The organism is Priestia sp. ABM2_011 (genome assembly GCF_056158845.1).
The window spans coordinates 3,732,910-3,755,243 of record NZ_JBSWUB010000001.1 but is presented as its reverse complement, the minus strand read 5'-3'; the positions used below and the strand labels follow the sequence as shown (position 1 = coordinate 3,755,243).

The 22,334-nt window shown below is 38.7% G+C and carries 18 protein-coding genes; 16 read left to right on the top strand and 2 right to left on the bottom strand.

Annotated features, from left to right (window positions below; translation table 11 throughout):
* Positions 1–10 precede the first annotated feature (10 nt).
* On the top strand, positions 11–865 hold the full coding sequence (locus tag ACXAE4_RS19995; protein WP_154989212.1) for a CheR family methyltransferase: 855 nt from the start codon (positions 11–13) through the stop codon (positions 863–865).
* Positions 866–894: 29 nt separating this feature from the next.
* Here the strand turns inward: ACXAE4_RS19995 and ACXAE4_RS19990 are convergent, their stop codons facing one another.
* Positions 895–2,034: a SpoIIE family protein phosphatase gene (locus ACXAE4_RS19990; RefSeq protein ID WP_028413961.1), complete on the bottom strand. Its 1,140-nt coding sequence runs from the start codon at positions 2,032–2,034 to the stop codon at positions 895–897.
* A 186-nt stretch (positions 2,035–2,220) separates the two neighbouring features.
* The gene (locus tag ACXAE4_RS19985) at positions 2,221–2,835 is read right to left on the bottom strand and encodes a LysE family translocator (RefSeq protein ID WP_028413960.1); all 615 of its coding nucleotides are present in this window, start codon (positions 2,833–2,835) and stop codon (positions 2,221–2,223) included.
* Positions 2,836–3,139: 304 nt separating this feature from the next.
* Here ACXAE4_RS19985 and ACXAE4_RS19980 point away from each other — a divergent pair, with 304 nt between their 5' ends.
* The 15 genes from ACXAE4_RS19980 (at position 3,140) to ACXAE4_RS19910 (ending at position 22,278) form a co-directional block, all read left to right on the top strand.
* Positions 3,140–4,513, top strand: a complete 1,374-nt coding sequence (locus ACXAE4_RS19980) for an amino acid permease (RefSeq protein WP_028413959.1) — start codon at positions 3,140–3,142, stop codon at positions 4,511–4,513.
* A 173-nt stretch (positions 4,514–4,686) separates the two neighbouring features.
* Positions 4,687–5,379, top strand: coding sequence for a Crp/Fnr family transcriptional regulator (locus ACXAE4_RS19975; protein WP_033578495.1), 693 nt, complete (start codon positions 4,687–4,689; stop codon positions 5,377–5,379).
* 36 nt (positions 5,380–5,415) lie between these two features.
* On the top strand, positions 5,416–6,132 hold the full coding sequence (locus ACXAE4_RS19970; protein WP_099000047.1) for a YjjG family noncanonical pyrimidine nucleotidase: 717 nt from the start codon (positions 5,416–5,418) through the stop codon (positions 6,130–6,132).
* 219 nt (positions 6,133–6,351) lie between these two features.
* Complete coding sequence (ggt, locus tag ACXAE4_RS19965; protein ID WP_099000045.1) at positions 6,352–8,040, top strand: gamma-glutamyltransferase; 1,689 nt, start codon at positions 6,352–6,354, stop codon at positions 8,038–8,040.
* A gap of 585 nt (positions 8,041–8,625) precedes the next feature.
* On the top strand, positions 8,626–10,080 hold the full coding sequence (locus tag ACXAE4_RS19960) for a glycoside hydrolase family 68 protein (protein WP_028413955.1): 1,455 nt from the start codon (positions 8,626–8,628) through the stop codon (positions 10,078–10,080).
* Between the two features lie 96 nt (positions 10,081–10,176).
* Positions 10,177–11,742, top strand: coding sequence for a glycoside hydrolase family 32 protein (locus tag ACXAE4_RS19955; protein ID WP_289578844.1), 1,566 nt, complete (start codon positions 10,177–10,179; stop codon positions 11,740–11,742).
* 106 nt (positions 11,743–11,848) lie between these two features.
* Positions 11,849–12,283 carry a ferritin-like domain-containing protein gene (locus ACXAE4_RS19950; RefSeq protein WP_013056263.1) on the top strand — a complete coding sequence of 145 codons (435 nt, stop codon included), beginning with the start codon at positions 11,849–11,851 and terminating at the stop codon, positions 12,281–12,283.
* Positions 12,284–12,586: 303 nt separating this feature from the next.
* A complete protein-coding gene (locus tag ACXAE4_RS19945) occupies positions 12,587–14,047 on the top strand; it encodes an MDR family MFS transporter (protein ID WP_289578845.1) in 1,461 nt (486 codons plus the stop codon).
* Positions 14,048–14,509: 462 nt separating this feature from the next.
* Positions 14,510–15,700, top strand: a complete 1,191-nt coding sequence (locus tag ACXAE4_RS19940) for a glycine C-acetyltransferase (RefSeq protein WP_289578846.1) — start codon at positions 14,510–14,512, stop codon at positions 15,698–15,700.
* 37 nt (positions 15,701–15,737) lie between these two features.
* Positions 15,738–16,697 (top strand): L-threonine 3-dehydrogenase, encoded by a 960-nt coding sequence (locus ACXAE4_RS19935; protein ID WP_154989206.1) that lies wholly within the window; start codon positions 15,738–15,740, stop codon positions 16,695–16,697.
* 207 nt (positions 16,698–16,904) lie between these two features.
* Entirely contained in the window at positions 16,905–17,369 is a 465-nt protein-coding gene (gene hutP, locus ACXAE4_RS19930; protein WP_028413950.1) for a hut operon transcriptional regulator HutP, read from the top strand.
* A 354-nt stretch (positions 17,370–17,723) separates the two neighbouring features.
* Positions 17,724–18,944 (top strand): MFS transporter, encoded by a 1,221-nt coding sequence (locus tag ACXAE4_RS19925; protein ID WP_049163753.1) that lies wholly within the window; start codon positions 17,724–17,726, stop codon positions 18,942–18,944.
* Positions 18,945–19,211: 267 nt separating this feature from the next.
* Positions 19,212–19,877, top strand: a complete 666-nt coding sequence (locus ACXAE4_RS19920) for a type 1 glutamine amidotransferase domain-containing protein (RefSeq protein ID WP_028413948.1) — start codon at positions 19,212–19,214, stop codon at positions 19,875–19,877.
* Between the two features lie 199 nt (positions 19,878–20,076).
* Complete coding sequence (locus tag ACXAE4_RS19915) at positions 20,077–20,367, top strand: putative quinol monooxygenase (protein ID WP_033578504.1); 291 nt, start codon at positions 20,077–20,079, stop codon at positions 20,365–20,367.
* Positions 20,368–20,838: 471 nt separating this feature from the next.
* Positions 20,839–22,278 (top strand): aldehyde dehydrogenase family protein, encoded by a 1,440-nt coding sequence (locus ACXAE4_RS19910; RefSeq protein ID WP_154989203.1) that lies wholly within the window; start codon positions 20,839–20,841, stop codon positions 22,276–22,278.
* Positions 22,279–22,334: the final 56 nt, after the last annotated feature.

Below are 22,334 nucleotides of genomic sequence, written 5' to 3'. Positions count from 1 at the left end.
TGAAACATAAATGGATATGAAGCACCTAGATTTAAGTGAAGACTTAGTTATGAATAAAAAAACAGATTTAGAGATCGATTTACTGCTGACGGCTATTTATCGATTAACGGGATTCGATTTCAGACAGTACGCTAAATCTTCTATTTGTCGCCGAGTCTATAATCGAATGAAAGTTGAACGTATTCCAACCGTGTCTCGATTGTTAGAAAAAGCGATTCACGAAGAAGAATTTATGAATCAGCTTTTAAATGATTTTTCAATAAATGTAACAGAGATGTTTCGCGATCCAAGCTTTTTTAAAGCATTTCGCACAAAAGTGATTCCGGTATTAAAGGATTATCCGGAAATTCGCATTTGGCACGCTGGCTGTGCAACGGGCGAAGAGGTATTTTCTATGGCGATTCTTTTAGAAGAAGAAGGGTTAATGGATAAAACGGTCATTTACGCAACCGATATGAACGAAGATGTATTAGAAAAAGCAAAACAAGGCGCCTTTTCTTTACGTAAAATGAAGTCATATACAAAAAATTATATTCAAGCCGGGGGAAAAAATGCCTTCTCGGAATATTATCAAACGGATCATCACTATGCATATTTTCATCCGTCGCTGTTAAAAAATATTATCTTTGCTCAGCATAATTTAGTCACGGATCAGTCATTTAATGAATTTCACGTCATCATTTGCCGAAACGTCCTTATTTATTTTACAGCTCAGCTGCAAAATCAAGTGTATAATTTATTTTCAGAAAGCCTGTGTGTAAAAGGGTTTCTTGGGCTTGGCGATAAAGAAACGCTTCGCTTTGCTGAGGGAGCAGCTTCTTATATTGAGTTTGCAGGGAACGAGCGCATCTATCAAAAGCAATAAAAAAAGACCTCATTGTGAGGTCTTTTTTATTATGCTTGTGCTTGAATCATAAGCACGCACATGTCATCAGGCTGATTTAACTTTTGTTCTTCTGAGAAAATTTCATTCATAAATGCCTGCGGATTTGTCCATTTTTGTTCAGTAAGTTGTTGAAGACGAAGAGCAGATTCATTTTCGCAAGGGCCCATCGATTCAAGAGCTCCGTCTGTAAATAGCAAAATTTGCACATCGTTCTCAAAGCTGACAACAGATTTCTGAACGTCCATTTCTTCAAAAAACCCTACAGGGCAGCTTCCTCGTTGAAGAGGAACGAGCGTATGTTCATCCACTAACATATAACCTTCTGGGTGCCCGGCATTCACATATTCTACTGTCTTGGCTTCCGTATCAATCACTAAATAAATAGCAGTGAAATAGTAAGGGATTTCATCTTTTTCGCTGTGCAATAATTCCATGTAGCGATTCAACTCTGTAATAACCTGCTCAGGGTCTATGAGGGACTTGATAGCTTCTCTGAGCACAGACGAAATAAACATACAAACAAGCGAGGCAGAGATGCCGTGCCCCATCATATCAAAAAGAATAATACCGTACCGGTGCTCGTCAATTTTGTGCCAATAGTACATATCACCCGCTAATTTAAAAGAAGGATAATATGAAACTTCCATTTGAATATCTTTCTCTCGTAAAGGGGGGCTGAGTAAGTTTTGCTGTACGTGCGTAGCTAAATCTAACTCAGTTTGAATTTTCTTTTCATGTTCCGTGTGCCAGTCAATTTCTGCTTTAAGGCGTAAGGCTACCCGCATACGAGCCAGCAGTTCCACTTTATTAATCGGCTTTGTGACGTAATCTGTTCCGCCAGCGTCTAGAGCTTCTACTAATTTGCTGCTGTCTTCTAGGGCTGTGACAAAGATAATTGGAATATGTTTTAAGCGTTCTACCTGTTGAATTCGCCTGCAGGCTTCGATTCCATCAATTTCGGGCATCATAATATCAAGTAAAATCAAATCGACCGAATTCGTTTTTGAGTTCTCATCGTCCAGGTTAAGATAGTCAAAAAGCGCATGGGCAGACGTAAGAGACACACAGTTATCGTAGCCAGCGCCTTTTAGAATTTTTTCAATCACAAATAGATTGACTTGATTGTCATCTACGAGCAGAATGGTCATGCTTTATTTCCCCTTATTATGTTTGAAGACTATTGATTGAGTATGTAGTTTTCAAGCATTTTTTATACTTTTTCTGTTTTTCTATTTATCTATTATACAGAAAACACAGCGTTTAGGGTATTTTTTAAGATTATTCTTTTCTATTAAAAAAGTCACTTGTCCCCAGAAAAGGAGACAAGTGACTTTTTATAGCAACTTGTATAACGCAAATATCCCGAAAGTCAGTACCACCGCTCCCGAAATACGATTTACCCAGATCAAGCTGTTATTCGTAAACTTCGACCGGGCAAGACTAATAGCAAAACTGAGCGAAAGCCACCAGCAGGCCGATCCTAAAAATACGCCTGCAACCATTGTCAGCGCAGAAGCAACATCAAATGCTGATTTACTAATGCCTACACCAGAAAACACGCCAATAAAAAATAAGATCGTCATTGGATTCGTAACCGTTAAAAAGAGAACGGATGTATACGAACGAAGCAACCCTTCTCCTTTAGCAGCAGCAGCGTGCTCTGCAGGTTGAGAACGAAAAGTTTGTACACCTAAATAGCATAAAAATAATCCCCCAATCAGCTGAAGCCAAATCTTTTGGGTTAATAAAAAGGTTGTAATGAACGTTAAGCCAAACGCAGCGATGCATCCATAAAGAGCATCTGCTGTAGCTGCTCCCAGCCCGGATACAAACCCGTGTAATCGCCCTTTAGATAACGTGCGATTGATGCATAAAATACCAATGGGACCGACGGGAGCAGCAACGGAAAACCCAATCACTAACCCCTTGAGAAAATAAAATAAGTTCATCTTTTATGTTGCTCCTAAGAAGTTTTTCTTTAGTATAGTACAAAAGCAATCATGAATGAAGGAAATTTTGATAAAGTTTTTAACGCATGTATTTAGTCTGGTCGGGTACAACATAATAGGGTGATAGAAAAAACATCATTAGTGAATTTGTTTTAATCATTAAAAAGTTCAAAGACTAAATTATTTTACACAGAAAATTAAATGTAGTAAAATAGTTTACTGTTACATACATAGAAAGATCTACCATTAAAAAATAGACTATAAAAAGTATTGTTAGTAACAAGATGAAGAGAGGTTAGTCATCATGAGTAATCTGTTTGCAAAAAAAGATGTTAATAAGCTGTTAGAGGAAAATGCAGCAAAAGAATCAGCTAAGACACTAGGGTTATTTGATGTTATTTTGATGGGAGTAGGAGCAACCATTGGGACAGGAGTTCTGGTTATAGCAGGACTAGTTGCCGCCAGGGATGCAGGGCCCTCGGTCTCCGTTTCATTTATTATTTCTGCAATAGCCTGTATTCTTGTTGCGTTGTGCTATGCAGAATTTGGCTCAGCTGTTCCAAGTTCAGGAGGCGCATATACATACATATATGTTTCATTAGGGAAATTTGTAGCGCATTTAATAGGGTGGTCCATTGTGGGATGCTATACGGTGTCTTTAGCGTCTGTAGCAGGCGGATGGTCTTCTTACGTAAATAATGTGCTTACTGAGTTTGGTATTAGACTTCCTGAATCGTTAACCGCCATACCGAGCGACGGAGGTATCATTAACCTTCCGGCAGTATTTATTGTGCTGTGCATGTCGTTTTTATTAACAAGAGGGGTAAAAGAAAGTAAAAAAATAAATAACTTAATGGTTTTAATCAAGATAGGTATTGTTCTTTTATTTGTAGCCGTAGGCGTCTTTTTTATTCATACAAATAACTGGCACCCATTTACTCCTTTTGGTGTGAAAGGAATCTTTGCAGGCGCAGCTTCCGTCTTTTTCGCTTATAACGGATTTGATGCCATTTCTACTTCGGCAGAAGAAGTGAAAAATCCGCAAAGAAACTTGCCGCTAGGTATTTTGATTGCACTGAGTGTTTGTGCAGTCATTTACGTAGTCATTGCATTAGTATTAACAGGGATGGTTTCTTATAAAGAGCTAAACGTGGGCGATGCGTTATCATATGCGCTCAATAGCGTTGGACAAGAATGGGCAGCGCTTATTGTATCTATAGGAGCAGTTATTGGTATAATGGCCGTCGTGTTTGCTTATTTGTTTGTTGTGCCTCGCGTACTGATGTCAATGAGTCATGATGGATTATTGCCCTCTCTTTTTTCAAAAGTAAACCGAAAGAACAGTGAGCCTGTTATATCCACATGGCTTGTCGGCGCATTAGGCGCGATTGTAGCTGGTTTTGTTGACTTAAAACAGCTGGCGGATTTAGCCAATATGCTAGCGATTGTTACGTTTGCTGCCGTTTCATTTTCAATTTTGGCTCTGCGAAAAACTCAGCCTAATTTAAAGCGCGGTTTCAAAGTACCTTTTGTGCCATTCATTCCGATTCTTGCTATTCTTTGCTGTATCTTTCTTATGTTTAACTTATCAATGGTAACGTGGATGTACTCAATCGGCTGGATGCTGATTGGCGTCTTTATTTACGTTGGATACGGGAGAAATAAAAAGAGCGTTTAGCAAAAAAAGACTCTAAGCAAACGAGCTAGAGTCTTTTTTGTGTATATATTTCTTTTGAAAGGGATCTATGAACATAACGTAAAAATTAAAATTTTATTCGGGACATATGTCCTTTTTATTTTGGGAAGTGTTATTGTTTAATAAAAAGAAACCGTTATGATGGAGAGGAAAACATGAGGGAAATTACGAGTGAGAAACAACTGCTGGAGTATATAAATACTTATAAATTAGAGTCAGTTTTCAAGAAAGACTTACTACCGCATTTGTCACTGTATGATGTGGAGGCAGGAGAACGTCTTTGTTCTCAAGGAGATGCGTCTCATTGTTTGTACATACTGGTGAAAGGCAAGGTTAAAGTTTATACCATATCGCCCGAAGGCAAGACGCTTGTTCTTTCCTTTAAACAGCCCCTTGAAGTGATAGGCGATATTGAGTATGTACAGGATGTTGATATTATGAATACGGTTGAAGCCGTTTCACCTTTAGTTGTAATTGGTATACCATACAAACGATTAAAACAGCATGCGAGTGATGATCCACAGCTGCTGACGTTTTTACTGGAAATGCTCACAAAAAAGTTTTGCGCAAAATCGAACTCGCTCAGCTTTAATTTAATGTACCCAGTTGAAGTGCGGCTGGCTAGCTACTTGCTCTCTATTTTTTGTGAAGAATCACATTTGGTTATGGATCAAAAAACAGAAAGCCTAAAAGATATAGCCAATTTAATCGGAACGACTTACCGGCATTTAAATCGTGTTCTTCAGAAATTTGTAGCGCAAGGAGTTATTGAAAAACAGAAAGGCTCTATTATTCTCAAAGATAAAGAAAAACTGAGCTGTCTAGCAAACGACAATATATACGAGTAGAAAAAGCAATAGATTAGTTGAAGGGGAGAGAGAAGAATGAAAACATACAGAACGCTTCTATTTGACATTGATAATACGCTTTTAGATTTTAACGCAGCCGAAGAGCAGGCTTTACAGCTTCTTTTTGCTAACCACAATATTCCGCTGACTGATGAAAGCAAAAAACGTTATAGCTTGATAAACCAGGGGTTATGGACAGCTTTTGAAGAAAATAAAATAAGCCGTGAGCAAGTTGTAAATACTCGCTTTTCTACTCTATGTAAAGAATATGGAATAGAGAAAGACGGAAAGCTGCTTGAAGCAGAGTACCGAACGTATTTGAACAATGGCCATCAGCTAATTGACGGAGCAATTGAGGTAATTAAAAAACTGAGCTGTCACTATGAATTATATGTTGTTACAAATGGCGTATCGGCTACTCAATATAAGCGCCTTCAGGACTCAGGTCTATATCCTTATTTTAAAGAAGTATTTGTTTCAGAAGATACGGGCTTTCAAAAACCTATGAAGGAATATTTTGATTATGTTTTTTTACGTATAAAAGAGCTGTCCGTACATGAAACATTAATTGTTGGAGATTCTTTGAGTGCAGACATTCAAGGCGGGCAGCTAGCCGGTATTGATACGTGCTGGTTTAATCCTCAGGAAAAAAAGAATGATACAAATTGGAATTCAACCTATGAAATAGGAAGGCTTCAAGAGCTTTATACCCTGCTTAATGTAAATAATGAAGTAGCTTCGGTACAAGTATAAAAGTGTATAAATGTTAAAAAACACAAAAAGTGCTAACCTTTTCTTTAAACAAAAAGGGGTGGCGCTTTTTCTATTTTATGGCTTTCACAGGCTTAAAATATGCTAGGGATATCGGTCTAGGTACAGTAATCAATACAAATTTAAACAGTTTTATCCCAAAAGCAATAGGGTATTTTACCAATATCCCAGATAAAGTAAGTAACTAGGAGGTCGTAAAAGATGATTAATGGAAAAAGTTTATCTCGTTCAGGAAAGAGTTCATATAGAAGAGAAACAGCGGTTGGAAAAACAGGAATGGTAGCCAGTGCTCATCCAATTGCAACAGACGCCGGAGAACAGGTGCTAAGAGCTGGCGGCAACGCAATTGATGCAGCAATTGCCGTTCAGTTTGGGCTTAACGTCGGAGAACCGATGATGACCGGTATTGGAGGCAGCGGCTTTTTTATGGTATACCACAATGAAAGCAAAACAACTAAAATTTTTGACGGGCATTCTCAGGCTCCTAAAGCAGCTTATTCTGAAATGTTTCTTGATGAAAATAAAGAAGTTATTCCGTTTAGAAAGCGTTCTACTCATGCAACGGCAATTGGAATTCCAGGGATTTTAAAGGCGATGGAAGCAGCTCGTAAAGAGTATGGAACAAAACCCCTTGCTGAATTAATTGAACCGGCTGCCAAAGCAGCAGAAGCGGGTGTGGAAACAAACTGGGTGCTTGGAGATATTTTAAAAACATATGCCTATCGACTAGGAGAACATGCTAAGCAGCTATATTCTCCAAAAGGCAAGCCTATGCAAGAAGGAGACATGATTAATAAAAAAGATCTTGCTAAAACATTCCGCATTCTTCAAGAAAAAGGTATCGAGGCTTTTTATGAAGGTGAAATTGCAGAAGCCATTATTTCAACGATAAAAGAGCACGGCGGTTTTATGGAACTGTCAGATTTGAAAGAATACCAGATTAAGATTGATGAACCCGTGTGGGGAGATTATAAAGGATACCGAATTGCTTCTTCCAACATGCCTAGTGCAGGAGGAGCTACGGTGCTGCAAATTTTAAAGCTATTAGAGAACTTCGATGTGTCTCAGTACGACGTGAAATCGTGGGAAAAGTATTATTTGTTTGCAGAAGCTATGCGCATTGCATTTTCAGATAAAATTGCATTCTCTGGAGATCCAGCCTACAGTGACATTCCATTAAAAGGGCTTTTAAATGACGAATATATAAAGGAACGTCAAAAATTAATTAATTGGAAGCATAAAAATGAGAAAGTTGATTTTGGCAACCCGTGGGATTATGAGAAAGGCCAAAAAGTGAACGTTGTGCGTCAGCCTTATGAACCTGAACGCGAGCTTAGTGAAACAACTCACTTCACGGTAGTTGACCGCTGGGGCAATATTGTCGCGTGTACATCAACTGTGGAACATCCTTTTGGTACAGGAATTATGGTTAAAGACCATGGATTTTTACTCAACAACGAGCTTACTGATTTTGATGCTATTCCTGGAGGGCTAAACCAAGCGGATGCAGGAAAGCGTCCGGTTAGCTGTAAAAGCCCAACCATCGTTTTTAAAGACAGTGAACCTGTACTCACTTTAGGGTCTCCGGGCGGACCAACCATTGTAGGCTCTGTGTTCCAAACGCTTATGAATGTCTTAGACTATGGAATGGATATAAAAGAAGCGATTGAAGAACCAAGAATTTTTAATAGTACAGGATCACTTATCGGTTGGGAAGCCGGAGTGGATATGAATGCCAAAGGAGAGCTAGAAGCCATGGGGTTTAATTTTGGAGATGAGCCGTTCCCAATCGGAAATGTTCAAGGTATTCAAATTGATAAAGAAAACGGCCGTTTATTTGGAGCAGCTGATTCCAGCCGTGAAGGAAAAGCAACTGGCTTAGACTCTTAATATTAAAAAGATGCATCATACGCTCCCTCTTTTACAAGAAGGGATGGCGTATGATGCATTAAAAAAGATAAAAATAAGTAGGTAAAAAGAAGGAATATTTTTTTCGGAAAACATACTTTAGACCTTTATTAGCATCATCCTAATCTCCAGAAAGGAAAAAGAATAGAACGTTTTCATGTCCGAATAATAAAAAAGAGTACTGATTTTTCAAGATATTGATGAAAACAAAATGATTGGAAAGCATAAAAAAAGGAATAGCGCTTTCAATGCTAGAAAGATAGAGTATTTAATCGTGTAAAGAGTATAAAACGCAACGGCTGGAAAACGTAGTTTGGAATGGAAAAAAAGTCGTACCCTTTTTTTGAAAAACGGTTACATAAAAAGTCTCTTGCACGTAAACTTTGGTCCTAGTTACAGCTCAATGAAAAAGATGAAAATGAGAAATAGCTACATTTGGCACGTTTGACTTTCGTCATTTATCCAAGTAATCTTTTGGTTGAACGGAACCGGTTCTGTTTTCGGATTTTTAATAGCTAATTGAATTAATAAATTTATATTCTTTACTAACCCAAAAGGAGAAAACATATGAAAATGAAACGAGTTGCTAAGCATACAACTGCTGCTACATTGGCTGCAGCCCTACTAGTAGGCGGGGGATACCAAACATTTGCTAAAGGAAACGACAGCAAAGACTTTAATAACAGCTACGGAATTTCGCATATTACTCGCGATAATATGGTGAAAATTCCACAGCAGCAAAACAGTGATCAGTTTAAAGTTCCTGCTTTTGACGAATCAACTATTAAAAACATTGCTTCTGCTAAGGGAAAAGATGCATCGGGAAATACAATTGACTTAGATGTATGGGACAGCTGGCCATTACAAAATGCTGACGGAACAGTGGCGACTTATCATGGATATCAAATTGTGTTTGCCCTAGCAGGTGATCCAAAAGATTCGAATGACACGTCTGTTTATCTTTTCTATAAAAAAGCTGGAGACAAATCGATTGACAGCTGGAAAAACGCTGGAAGAGTGTTTAAAGACAGCGATAAATTCGTTCCGAATGACCCGCACCTTAAAAATCAAACACAAGAATGGTCTGGTTCTGCCACATTAACGAAAGATGGTAAAGTTCGTTTATTCTACACGGATTATTCAGGTAAACAATACGGAAAACAAACGTTAACGACAGCTCAAGTGAACATGTCTCAGCCAAACGATAATACGTTAAAAGTTGACGGAGTAGAAGATTACAAGTCAATCTTTGATGGTGACGGAAAGATTTATCAAACGGTTCAGCAGTTTATTGATGAAGGCGGTTATGACACAGGGGATAACCATACGCTAAGAGATCCTCATTACATAGAAGACAATGGACATAAGTACCTTGTTTTCGAAGCTAACACTGGAACAGAAGATGGCTATCAAGGCGAAGACTCTCTATATAACAGAGCATACTACGGAGGAAACAATCCTTTCTTCCAATCTGAAAAGAAAAAGCTTCTTGAAGGATCTAATAAAGAAAAAGCTTCTTTAGCAAACGGGGCTTTGGGCATTATTGAGTTAAATGATGACTATACGCTCAAAAAAGTAATGAAGCCGCTTATCACATCAAATACAGTTACAGACGAAATTGAACGTGCAAACATTTTCAAAAAAGATGGAAAATGGTACTTGTTCACTGATTCTCGCGGATCTAAAATGACGATTGATGGAATCGGACAAGATGATGTGTATATGCTAGGCTATGTTTCAAATACGTTAACAGGAAAATATAAGCCTTTAAATGATACGGGATTAGTTCTTCATATGGATTTAGATCCTAATGATAAAACATTTACGTATTCTCACTTTGCCGTACCGCAAACAAAAGGTAATAATGTTGTTATTACAAGCTACATGACAAACAGAGGCTTTTATGAAGACAACCACTCTACATTTGCACCAAGCTTCTTAGTAAATATTGACGGTTCAAAAACATCTGTTGTAAAAGATAGCGTTCTTGAACAAGGTCAGTTAACAGTGGATGAAGACTAAGCCCTTTGCAATAGCAACAAAAGAAAATGGTGATTGTAATCACCATTTTCTTTTGTTTTATTCGATGTAGACAAAAAAGAGAAAGGCGGGGTTTGTTTGAAGAAAAAAGGTGCTTATAAATGGATAACGCTTGCCGTTCTTTTAGTTGTAATAGCCGGACTCATTATAGCAGGCGTATCCAAAAAAGAGGATACAAAAGATCGAGGAAAAGAAAAAGGAAATAAAAGTGAATCCACTTATCGCCCGGTGTATCATTTTAGCACGCCTGATAAATGGAAAAATGATCCTCAAAAGCCCATTTATTTTGACGGAGAGTATCATTACTATTACTTATACAATCATGATTACCCTAAAGGGAACGGGACGGAATGGCGACATGCAACGTCTAAAGATTTGGTTCATTGGAAAGATAAAGGAGTAGCTATTCCAAAGTATACAAATAAAAATGGCGATATATGGTCCGGATCCGTTGTAGAAGATAAAGAGAACACAGCAGGTTTTGGTAAAGGCGCAATTGTAGCGATTATGACCCAGCCTTCTGCTGATGGACAAAAGCAAGAACAGTATTTATGGTATAGCACCGATAGAGGAAAAACCTTTAAATCATATAGCAAAAATCCTATCATGCCTAATCCAGGCACCAAAGATTTTCGAGATCCCAAAGTCATATGGGATAATGAACATGATAAGTGGGTTCTCGTCATGTCAGAAGGTGAAAAAATCGGATTTTATGAATCTTCTAATCTAAAGGATTGGACGTATACGGGAGGATTTGTCACTAAAGATATTGGCATTACAGAATGTCCAGATCTTTTTCAAATGAAGGCGGATGACGGGACAGTTAAGTGGGTTCTCGGGACAAGTGCAAATGGAAAAGAAAGCGGAAAGCCAAACACCTATGCTTATTGGACAGGAAATTACGATGGAACAACATTCACTCCCGATATGGATGATCCGCAATGGCTAGATCATGGTTTTGATTGGTACGGAGCAGTCACGTTTAAAGACGGTAAAAATGAGGATTCTTTAGAAAAACGCTACGCTTTTGCATGGATGAACAACTGGGATTATCCAGATAAGACACCAACGATGAAAGATGGGTTTAACGGATTCGATTCAGTAACCCGTGAAATTACGCTTTCAAAACAAGACAACGATCAGTACAGCCTGTTATCAAAGCCTGTTGAGGAATTAAATCAGCTAACTGATTCAACAAATTCTCTCAAGCAAGTAGAAGTAAACGGAGAGAAAAAGTTAAAGATAAAAGGTGAAGCTTATCAGCTTGATACAGATATTTCATGGTCAGATGCAGAAAATGTAGGCTTACGACTTCGAGAGTCCGCAGATCAAAAGCGGCACATTGATGTCGGGGTTTTTGCAAAAGATAACGTCTCATATGTGAATAGAAGCTATAGTAATCAGCCTGATCAAAGCAAAAAATATGTGGAAAGCCGCGATTACTTTGATGCAGGCAAGAAAAATGTTCATTTGAAGATATTGGTAGATAAAACAAGTATTGAAGTCTTTATTGATGATGGAAAAACCGTACATTCTAGCGAGGTGTTTCCTCGTCACAACGACCAAGGAATTACGCTTTTTTCCCAAGGAGGAACGTCTTTCTTTAAGAACATAGAAATCAAACATTTTCGTTCCAGTCAGTAAATTCCCTATTTTTAAAAAAGGGAGCAGAATATCACCTTATTATGGTTTAGGACTCGTTAAAAAGGGTATATGCCTACTAACAGTAAATGAAAGGGTGTTTATTCAAATGGAAGAGAAAATGAGACAACTAATAGAGGGACTTAATACCGATTTAGCGGGTGAATATTCAGCGGTTATTCAGTACACTTACTATGCGTCTACAGTAACCGGCCTAGAATATCAAATTTTAAAACCTTTCTTTGAAGGAGAAATTCCTGATGAGCAAGGGCATGCCCTTTATTTATCAGAAAAAATTAAAAACCTTGGCGGTGAGCCAACAACAAAGCCAGCTGAGGTGAAGCACGTCTCAAACGTGACGGAAATGCTTAAAGAAGCGAGCAAGGCTGAAAAAGAAACGATCCAGCGCTACGAAGAGCGAAAGAAGCAAGCAGAAGAGTTAGGATTAACAGAGCTTGTTGTCAAACTTGAGGATATGATTGCAGATGAAACAAATCATATGGAAGAAATGGAACGTTTATTAAAAGATCCCCGACTAAGTTAATTATACAAAATACGTAAAAAGCATCCCGTACCAGGTGTTACGGGGTGCTTTTTTGTAATTGAAAAAGGGAATTAAACATCATGTACGCATGTTTCTATTAATGAGAGGAAAGTCATATTTTTGAAATTATCTATCGTTTTGAAAAAATTTATAGTAAAATAATTATTTGGCTGCATATGGCAGCAACTATATGCGAGGCATCACATACATATAAAGGCTAAAAGGGTATCCGTATATTGAAACCGCTTTTATCTTCTGCAAGAAAAAAACACGGTATGCCCGCAGTTGTAAGGAGAGAAAAAAATGAGGAAACGAATCATGACAGCGCTGCTGCTTGTCACTGTTTTAGCTGCAATGGAAGGAACCATTGTCAGTACGGCTGTTCCAAGAATTACAAGTGATTTGTCGGGCATTGAGCTAGTTAGCTGGGTGTATGCCATTTATATGCTGACAACCGCTGTATCTACACCTATATACGGAAAGTTAGCAGATTTATTCGGCCGCAAAAAAGTTATGCTTGTTGGAATTATTATTTTTTTAATCGGATCGATACTTTGCGGACTTAGCTTTTCGATGCAGCAATTAATTGTCTATAGAGCAATCCAAGGGCTAGGCGCCGGGGTCGTTATGCCGCTTACAATGATTATTATTGGCGACTTGTATGAAGAAGCAAAAGAAAGAGCCAAAGCGCAAGGATGGATTAGCGCAGTTTGGGGAGTTGCTGGAGTTCTCGGTCCTCTTCTTGGGGGATTTTTAGTCGATACGCTGTCTTGGCGCTATATTTTCTTTTTAAATATACCGTTTGGACTAATGGCTTTTATTGTTCTTTTAGTAAACTATAAAGAAGAAGTGGTAAAAGAAAAACGCTATATCGATTACATTGGAGCGGTGACGTTTTCAGTGGGAACCATTGCATTTTTATACGCGCTTTTAACCGGAAGTCAGCATCAAAACTGGGGAGATCCAACCATTATAGGATTATTTGTTCTAGCTGTTCTGACATTCATTGGCTTTATTTATATCGAAAAGAAATCGCCCGAACCTCTTATCCCGCTTGAACTGTTTTCTATTCGAAGTGTATCTGTTATAAACTTATTAACACTTCTTGTCGGATCAGTAGTTATTAGTATTACGGTCTACCTTCCAATTTGGAGTCAAGGGGTGCTGGGGAAAAGTGCAACTGCTGCAGGTTTTGTACTAATGCCTATGCCAGTATGCTGGACGATTGGTTCACTGCTTTCAGGGAATTTAGTGGGGCGTCTTAAAACGCACTCCATTCTTACGCTGGGCACGGCAATCGTAAGTACAGCATGTTTTATGCTGTTTTTAGTCTCCACCCACTCACCCGTATTTTTAATTTATGTAGCCGTTGGGGTCCTTGGGTTAGGAATGGGTATTATTACGCCTATTTTTATGCTAGTTATTCAATCAGCGGTTCCAGCTAGCAAAAGAGGAGTAGCGGTGGCTCTTAATACGTTTACAAATACATTTAGTCAAACGCTAGGTTCCGCAGTGTTTGGTACAATTTTTAACTTAGTGACGCTTTCACAAGCAAAGAAATTAGGGCAAGAAAATTTGAATGCTTCGTTTGAGACAGGCAGGGTACCACCAGAAGAACTGTCAAAGCTGCATGAAATTCTTGCATCAGGTGTTCACATTATTTACAGCGGAACGTTTTTAGCAGCCTTACTAAGCTTTGTTGTTTCATGCTTTCTAGTAAAAACAAGACATGAAAAAATAAAGAATGTATCTGTGCAAAAGTAACGGAAGAGACTGTTATAAAAGTATTTTAATTGAAGGACAATCCGAACGAGTCTGATTAAGGACCAAACTCGTTCGGATTTTTTTATTGGTAGGTGAATGTAGGTACTTTTAGCTGTTGAATTAGTTATGTATCAGTCTTTTTTTTAAAAGAATTATCAAAGAGAGAAAAGAAAAAAGATATTGTCTAATAACGTTCGGGAAAAATCGTTAACAGAAGGACGGATTTTTATTATTGCCGAAAATTTCTTATTTTTTGTTTTTTTAGTATGGACATTTACTTGGTTGTTGATTATTATAAATTCTATAAGTATTGAATTTTAAGCGCTTTCAAAAGAAACATTTGTCTTTCTCAGGAACACACTTGAATTTTAACTCATATACTGTAAGTGCTTAGATTAATCTTTTAATGGGGAAAAGAGAAGTTTATAAGACGTGTTGAACAACAATGAGGAGGTATGGAAGATGACAAGTAGAGGTTTAAAAGAATTCTTGAATAATAATTTAGAAGACTTAAAAGATAAAGGGCTGTACAACGTTATCAATCCTTTAGAGGGACCAAACGGGCCTGTTATTCAAATTGAGGGGAAACAACTAATTAATTTATCTTCCAACAACTATTTGGGGCTTGCTACAGACGAAAGGCTTATTAGTGCGTGCAACAAAGCGACTGAAAAATATGGAGTGGGGGCTGGAGCTGTCCGGACAATTAATGGAACTCTAGATATTCATATTGAGCTAGAGGAAAAGCTTGCCGAGTTTAAGCATACGGAAGCAGCTATAGCTTACCAATCTGGCTTTAACTGCAATATGGCAGCTATCTCTGCGGTTATGGATAAACATGACGCGATTTTATCAGATGAGCTGAATCACGCTTCAATTATTGACGGATGCCGATTGTCAAAAGCAAAAATTATTCCTTACAAGCATTCGGATATGGAAGATCTTCGTGCAAAAGCAGGCGAAGCACAAAAGTCCGGTGCCTATAATAAAATAATGGTAATTACCGACGGTGTATTCTCAATGGATGGAGACATTGCTAAGCTTCCGGAAATTGTAGAAATCGCACAGGAATTTGATTTAATCACATACGTAGATGATGCTCACGGATCGGGCGTATTAGGTAACGGCATGGGCACAGTCAAACATTTTGGCTTATCTGAAAAAGTAGACTTCCAAATTGGAACATTGTCAAAAGCGATTGGAGCTGTAGGCGGATACGTAGCTGGAAAAAAAGACTTAATTGACTGGTTGAAAGTACGAAGCCGCCCGTTTTTATTCTCGACTGCTATTACACCAGGCACGGCTGCTGCTTGTATTAAAGCGATTGAAATTCTAAGCACAAGTACAGAGCTGCAGGATCAAATGTGGGAAAACAGCCGTTATTTAAAGCAAGGATTAAAAGAGCTGGGCTTTGATACCGGCGAAAGTGAAACACCTATTACTCCGTGCATTATAGGAGATGAAAATCAAACGCAGATTTTTAGTGAGAGATTAATAGAAGAAGGGGTATACGCTAAATCAATTGTTTTCCCTACCGTTCCAAGAGGAACAGGACGCGTTCGCAATATGCCAACGGCTGCTCATACAAAAGAAATGTTAGATGAAGCACTTCGTATCTACAAAAAAGTAGGCAAGGAAATGAAATTAATCTAAACGTTGAATCTAAGCAGTACATGAGGAGGATATTGAGATGAAAAAAGTATTAATAACGGGGTCTCTAGGACAAATCGGTTCTGAATTAACAATGAAAATGAGAGAGATATATGGTTCAGAAAATATTATTGCCACTGATATTCGCAAGACGACGAGCGATGTTGTGACTTCAGGTCCATTCGAGATTTTAGACGTAACGGATCAGACTGCGTTATTTACGATCGCCGAAAAGCATAAAGTCGATACGGTCATTCACTTGGCTGCGCTGTTATCAGCGACAGCCGAGCAAAAGCCGCTTCTAGCTTGGAATCTAAATATGGGCGGATTAGTAAACGCGCTCGAAGTAGCTCGAGAGCTGAAGTGCCAATTTTTTACTCCAAGTTCAATTGGTGCATTTGGTCCAACGACTCCAAAAGACTGGACGCCGCAGGATACAATTCAACGTCCTACCACGATGTATGGTGTTAATAAAGTAGCGGGTGAATTACTTTGCGATTACTATCACCATAAATTCGGAGTAGATACACGAGGGCTACGTTTTCCAGGCTTAATTTCATACGTAACGCTTCCAGGTGGAGGGACAACGGACTACGCTGTTGAAATTTATTATGAAGCCGTTAAACATAAGCGCTATACGTCTTATATCGACAAAGGAACCTATATGGATATGATGTATATGCCTGACGCACTAAACGCTGTCATCCAACTAATGGAAGCAGACGGTTCTAAGCTGAAGCATCGAAATTCATTTAACGTTTCTGCCATGAGCTTTGATCCAGAACAAATGGCAGCTGAAATCAGAAAAACAATTCCGGAATTTGTGCTGAATTACCAAGTAGATCCTGTTCGACAAGCAATTGCTGAAAGCTGGCCCAACCATATAGATTCCAGCTGTGCGAAAGAAGAGTGGGGATTTAAAGCAGAATATAACCTAGAAAAAATGACGAGAGAGATGCTGGGAAAGTTAAAAGTTGAATCACAGCTTGTCTTAACGTAAGTAGAGAAAAATGATTTCTTCCTTGACAATAAAGTAAGCGCTTACTAAAAGGTGAGTTACTTGTTGCAAGTTCTACTTCGTAACAGTGGTGGACAGTACACATAGATTCTCTGACCCTTTAAGTGAGCGCTCGTTCGTTGAATAATCAGCACCCTTTTAGGTACCGTCTGTTAAAATAATAAGGGGATAGAAGGGAGGGAATGACAGTTGAGCAATAAATTTCAACAAGTTAATGATTTTTCAATGGGAAGATTAACATCTTTACTCGTTCTTTTACATAATACGGAACTAGCTGAAGGTATTGAAAAGGAAATCAATGAGAGAGGATATAGCTATACAGTTGGAAAAGTCGGAGCGATGGAGCTGTCTAAAGTTGTGGCCGCAATTGAAACGAGCGCCAAGACAAACAACATTATTAATGCCCAGTCGTACCGGGAAGTCCACGCTCTTTATCATGCTATACTTGAAGCTATTCAAGGAGTTAGTCGAGGAACGCTGCAGCTAGGTGATATTTTACGGACGGTAGGACTCACATTTTCAATTGTGCGCGGAAAAATTGAGTTCTCAGGATCAAGCGACGAATGGATTAGCGTTTGTGTGTATGGAACGATAGGTGCACCGAAAAAAGGCTTTGAACATGATACGTTAGGTTTTGGTTTTAACCATATTTAAAAATAATGGACAAAATAGTATGAACGTAAAAAGTGAGAGATGCACATAGCTGCTTTAAAAAAGATATTTTTCTTATTGAAAGCTTTTGTGCGGCGTGTTAACATAATGATTAATATAATAATTGCCTTTAAGACGGTCCAGAGAGGCCGAAAAGGACGGATCACTTATTTACTGCTTCTATGCCTATCTGTGCCCTTTTGCCCTCTGCGACAAAAGGGCTTTTATGCGTTGCGTACCTCTTTTAAACGAAGTCCAGAGAGGCTTCAAAAGAGAATGGACATATGTTATTTTATCCATTCCTTCAAAAAAGAAAGAGCGTTGATACAGAAAGAATACAGTGGAGGGTGGAACAACATGAATTATCGTAACAAGACAGTTGTAGCATCAGTAGCAGGTTTGACGTTAGAAGGGATGGACATTATGTTTATCTCGTTTGCTATGTCAATGATTATCGCTGAATTTCACATTGATTTAGCAACGGGTGGACTTATTTCTTCTATTACGAATATAGGAATGCTGATAGGCGGAGTCATCTTCGGAATTTTAGCAGATAAATTTGGAAGAGTGCGGGTTTTTACCTACACGGTTCTTCTATTTGCAGTCGGAACGGCATTAACAGGTTTTGCAGCAAATGTTGAACAAGTGTATGCTTCACGATTTATTGCCGGAATTGGGGCTGGAGGAGAGTACGGAATCGGTATGGCTCTTGTTGCAGAAGCGTGGCCGAAACATAAGCAAGGAAGAGCTTCATCTTATGTTAGTATTGGCGCACAATTTGGAGTTATTCTTGCGGCGCTTTTAAGTTCTCTGATCCTGCCGATTTTCGGATGGAGAGCGCTGTTTTTTGTCGGAATTATCCCCGTCATTTTTGCTTTTATCGTACGAAAAAATTTAAACGAATCTCCTGAGTGGTTAAAAGCTCAAAAAGAGAAAACAGCCGTTGTTAAAAATAATGGCAAGCTACGTCAACTATTTGCTACGCCTAAGACGGCGATGACGACTATTTCTCTGGCAGTGATGGCTACCGTTCAAATTGCAGGCTATAACGGACTCATGATATGGCTTCCGTCTATGCTTCAGCAATCACAAGGACTCTCTGTTTCAAGTTCAGCTCTTTGGACAATCAGTACAGCCGTTGGAATGATTATAGGCATGCTAACATTTGGTCAATTTATGGATCGTTTTGGTTCGAAGCGTACTTTTGGAATTTTTCTTCTCGCTTCAGCGTGTGCGGTATTTTTATACTCGTATGCCGAAGGAAGTGCAGGGCTGCTTATAGGAGGAGCTGTTGTCGGATTTTTCTCAAACGGAATGTTCGCAGGATACGGAGCCTTGATCAGCAGTCACTATTCGGTAGAAGTTCGCAGTACTGCAACGAACACTATTTTTAACTTCGGGAGAGCGCTCGGAGGGTTGTCACCCATTCTTGTCGGCTATCTTTTGCAAAGCTATGATATGACGGTAGCGATGACGTACTTGGCAGGGCTGTACTGTATTTCGTTTATTTTTATGATGAGTCTTAAAAAAACGGGAGAAAAGAACGTGAAACAAATGAACGCTCAATCTGCTCTTTAACATAAAAAATAGATTCTATGCTTTTCTGGAAAAAACCGCGCTTACTCAAAAGGGCGGTTTTTTTGAGTGTATAAAAAAATAAGTTCAGGTGTTAGATGATTGTTTCTTTCACAGATGCTTTATTAACAAAGACGTTCACAGTATCTATAAAAATATTTATGGATAAGCAGATATTTTCTAATTTGTATTATAGTTATTCCTCTCTTACAATATGGTGTGTAAGGCGGAAACAGAAAATACTATCTTTATTTACAGGAGGACGTTACTATGTCTAAACATATATTAATGGTCGTAACAACGGCTGACAAAATGAAAGAAAATCATCCAACAGGCCTTTGGCTTTCAGAATTTGGTGAAGCGTACGTAGAGTTTGAAAAAGCTGGATTTACGATTACTGTAGCAAGTCCTCTAGGAGGGAAAGCGCCGGTGGATGCTCGCAGCCTTGAAGGAGAGACTTCTCAAGAAATCTTAAATACAGCTAAGCATCTAGAGAATACCCTAAAACTTGATACAATTACAGACAGTGCTAAATTTGATGCTGTTTTCTTACCAGGCGGTCATGGCACAATGTTTGATCTGCCAGATAATCAAACGCTTCACGCTTTAATTCGTGAACTATACGAAGGAGACAAAGTAGTAGCCGCTGTATGCCATGGACCCGCAGGCTTAGTAGGTGTTACATTATCAGATGAAAAGCCGTTGGTGGAAGGAAAAGATGTTGCTGCGTTTACAGATGATGAAGAACGTGAAACAACATTGGACCGCTTCATGCCGTTTCTTTTGGAAACACGTCTGCGTGAACTTGGTGCAAATGTAGTAACTGCTCCAAACTGGACAGATAATGTACAAGCAGATGGCAACCTAATAACAGGTCAAAATCCTCAGTCAACAATCAGTGTAGCAAAAGCAGTCGTGAAACAATTATTAAACTAAGATGTAAAAAAGCCTGTAGGACTACAGGCTTTTTTTATTAACAGCATCAACAAAGACCGCCGTAGATAATGTGTATGTTTTGCTGTTTTGGACTAGAGAAATCCATCATCGTACAAAAAATATGATGGTCAGTGTAATGAATACAAAAAGAGGGAAGCTTTTTATGGAGACTATTTTTTAAAAGAAATGAGGAAAAACGATGTCAGAAGTTATTATTAACGCCATTTTACAAGCCAAGCCAGGAAAAGAAGAAGAGCTTCGATCAGAGTTAGTAAAAGTTATTGAACCATCAAGAGAAGAAAAAGGATGTATTCAATACACTCTCCACCAGGATACAGACAAAGCAGGCACATTTGTTTTTTACGAGAAATGGAAAAGCAAAGAAGATGTTGAAGCTCACATTGAAACACCTCACTATCAACAATACAGACAGCAAACAGAACCGTTAATTGAAAGCAGAGCAGTACATCGTTTACAAGAAGTACGTTAATAAAAAAGAAGCTGGAACAAAAGTGTTTTAGTTGAAGGAAGATCCGAACGAGTTTGATTCTTGATGAAGAATCAAACTCGTTCGGATTTTTTTGATGTAGGTTTCATTTAGTGAGACCATGCAGGAGCGTAAGCGATGAGGGGGCTCATCGATACCCTTGGAAAGCGAAGGCTTGCACGAAAATCAACAGCGGTATAACAAATAATCCACTACCTTATCCCATTTGTTCATCTTTAAATTGGCTTGATTTCGTTAGGACTCAATCTCTGTTTGTTATAAAAAACTAAAAAGCTGCAGAGGAAAAAAATTCAGCTGCAAAAAGCCGATCGGAAAAGGGATAAGGCTGTGAAAGAAACAAAAAATAATACCAGTGGTGTTTGAGAAGCAGACAGGCGGGTAGATAAAAACTAGATGACATAGTTCAATAATTAACAAACTAAAAGTAACAAACTAAAAGGAGAGATCAAATCAATGCGTACAAATTTAAAACACTTTATTAACGGAGAATGGGTTGAATCAACAGGAAACGAAACGTCAGATGTGATCAATCCTGCTACTGAAAAATCAATTGGTAAAATTAGCTTAGGTACAAAAGAAGATCTAGATAAAGCCGTGGCAGCAGCTAAAGCAGCCCTTCCCACATTTTCAAGAACAACAAAAGAAGAGCGAATTAAAATGCTTCGCAATATTGCAAAAGGATATGAAAAGCGTAAACAGGAGCTTATTGAAGTTATGACTGAAGAGCTTGGCGCTCCTTTAAAAATTTCAGAAGAAGTGCACTATGAAATGGGACTTAGCCACTTTAAAGAAGCAGCTAATGCGCTTGAAGATTACACATTCGAAAAAGATCATGGAAGCTACAAGGTCGTAAAAGAGTCTATTGGAGTAAGCGGACTTATTACACCTTGGAACTTCCCAACAAATCAAACGTCTACTAAAATTGCAGGAGCTATCGCAGCAGGAAGCCCAATGGTATTAAAACCATCAGAACTTACACCGTATGCAGCGATGATATTAGCAGAGATCATTGATGAAGCTGGCGTACCAAAAGGTGCCTTTAACCTTGTAAACGGAACGGGAAGCACAATCGGTGACGGTATTAGTTCTCACCCGGACATTGATTTTGTATCATTCACAGGATCAGGTGCCGTAGGCGAGAAAATTATGCAAAACGCGGCTAAAACAATCAAAAAAGTAGCGCTTGAGCTAGGCGGGAAATCACCGCTAGTTGTATTAGAGGATGCGGATGTAGAAGAAGCGGCTAAAATAGCAGTTTCACACATTGCAATGAATACTGGGCAAGTATGTACGGCAGCAACACGTATTATCATTCCTGCCTCTATGAAAGAAAAATTTGAAGAAGCAGTGAAAAAGGTTCTACCATCATTCCCAGTTGGTGATCCGTTAGATAAAGACAACGTAACTGGACCGCTCGTAGCGGAAAAACAGTGGGATCGCGTACAGGATTATATTAAAAAAGGAATGGATGAAGGTGCAAAGCTTCTTACTGGCGGAACGGGCAAACCGGACGGCTTAGAGACAGGATACTTTGTTAAACCGACAGTCTTTACTGACGTTTCAAATGATATGGTTATTGCACAAGAAGAAATCTTTGGACCTGTAACAACTATTATTACGTATGATGACTTAGAACAAGCTCTTGAAATCGCAAATGATACAGTTTATGGACTTGCAGGCTATGCGGTCGGAAAAGACCAAGAAACACTTGACTATGTTGCTAAAAATATTAGAGCTGGTCAAATCATCGTCAATGATGCTGAGCAAGACAGAGCTGCACCATTCGGCGGATTCAAACAATCTGGTATTGGACGCGAGTGGGGAGCATTTGGTATTGAAGAATATCTAGAGCCAAAAGCGATCATGGGCGTTAAAGTTCCGGCAAAAGTATAATTAATGTAAAAAAAGAAGGGAGTTTTTCTCCTTTCTTTTTTTAGGATAAAGGATTA

Coding starts and splice junctions, on each gene's coding strand:
- ACXAE4_RS19980 (WP_028413959.1), top strand. CDS start 3,140: ATGAGTAATCTGTTTGCAAAAAAAGATGTTAATAAGCTGTTAGAGGAA.
- ACXAE4_RS19925 (WP_049163753.1), top strand. CDS start 17,724: ATGAATTATCGTAACAAGACAGTTGTAGCATCAGTAGCAGGTTTGACG.
- ACXAE4_RS19915 (WP_033578504.1), top strand. CDS start 20,077: ATGTCAGAAGTTATTATTAACGCCATTTTACAAGCCAAGCCAGGAAAA.
- ACXAE4_RS19985 (WP_028413960.1), bottom strand. CDS start 2,835: ATGAACTTATTTTATTTTCTCAAGGGGTTAGTGATTGGGTTTTCCGTT.
- ACXAE4_RS19920 (WP_028413948.1), top strand. CDS start 19,212: ATGTCTAAACATATATTAATGGTCGTAACAACGGCTGACAAAATGAAA.
- ACXAE4_RS19950 (WP_013056263.1), top strand. CDS start 11,849: ATGGAAGAGAAAATGAGACAACTAATAGAGGGACTTAATACCGATTTA.
- ggt (WP_099000045.1), top strand. CDS start 6,352: ATGATTAATGGAAAAAGTTTATCTCGTTCAGGAAAGAGTTCATATAGA.
- ACXAE4_RS19970 (WP_099000047.1), top strand. CDS start 5,416: ATGAAAACATACAGAACGCTTCTATTTGACATTGATAATACGCTTTTA.
- ACXAE4_RS19990 (WP_028413961.1), bottom strand. CDS start 2,034: ATGACCATTCTGCTCGTAGATGACAATCAAGTCAATCTATTTGTGATT.
- ACXAE4_RS19995 (WP_154989212.1), top strand. CDS start 11: ATGGATATGAAGCACCTAGATTTAAGTGAAGACTTAGTTATGAATAAA.
- ACXAE4_RS19910 (WP_154989203.1), top strand. CDS start 20,839: ATGCGTACAAATTTAAAACACTTTATTAACGGAGAATGGGTTGAATCA.
- ACXAE4_RS19960 (WP_028413955.1), top strand. CDS start 8,626: ATGAAAATGAAACGAGTTGCTAAGCATACAACTGCTGCTACATTGGCT.
- ACXAE4_RS19975 (WP_033578495.1), top strand. CDS start 4,687: ATGAGGGAAATTACGAGTGAGAAACAACTGCTGGAGTATATAAATACT.
- ACXAE4_RS19935 (WP_154989206.1), top strand. CDS start 15,738: ATGAAAAAAGTATTAATAACGGGGTCTCTAGGACAAATCGGTTCTGAA.
- ACXAE4_RS19945 (WP_289578845.1), top strand. CDS start 12,587: ATGAGGAAACGAATCATGACAGCGCTGCTGCTTGTCACTGTTTTAGCT.
- ACXAE4_RS19940 (WP_289578846.1), top strand. CDS start 14,510: ATGACAAGTAGAGGTTTAAAAGAATTCTTGAATAATAATTTAGAAGAC.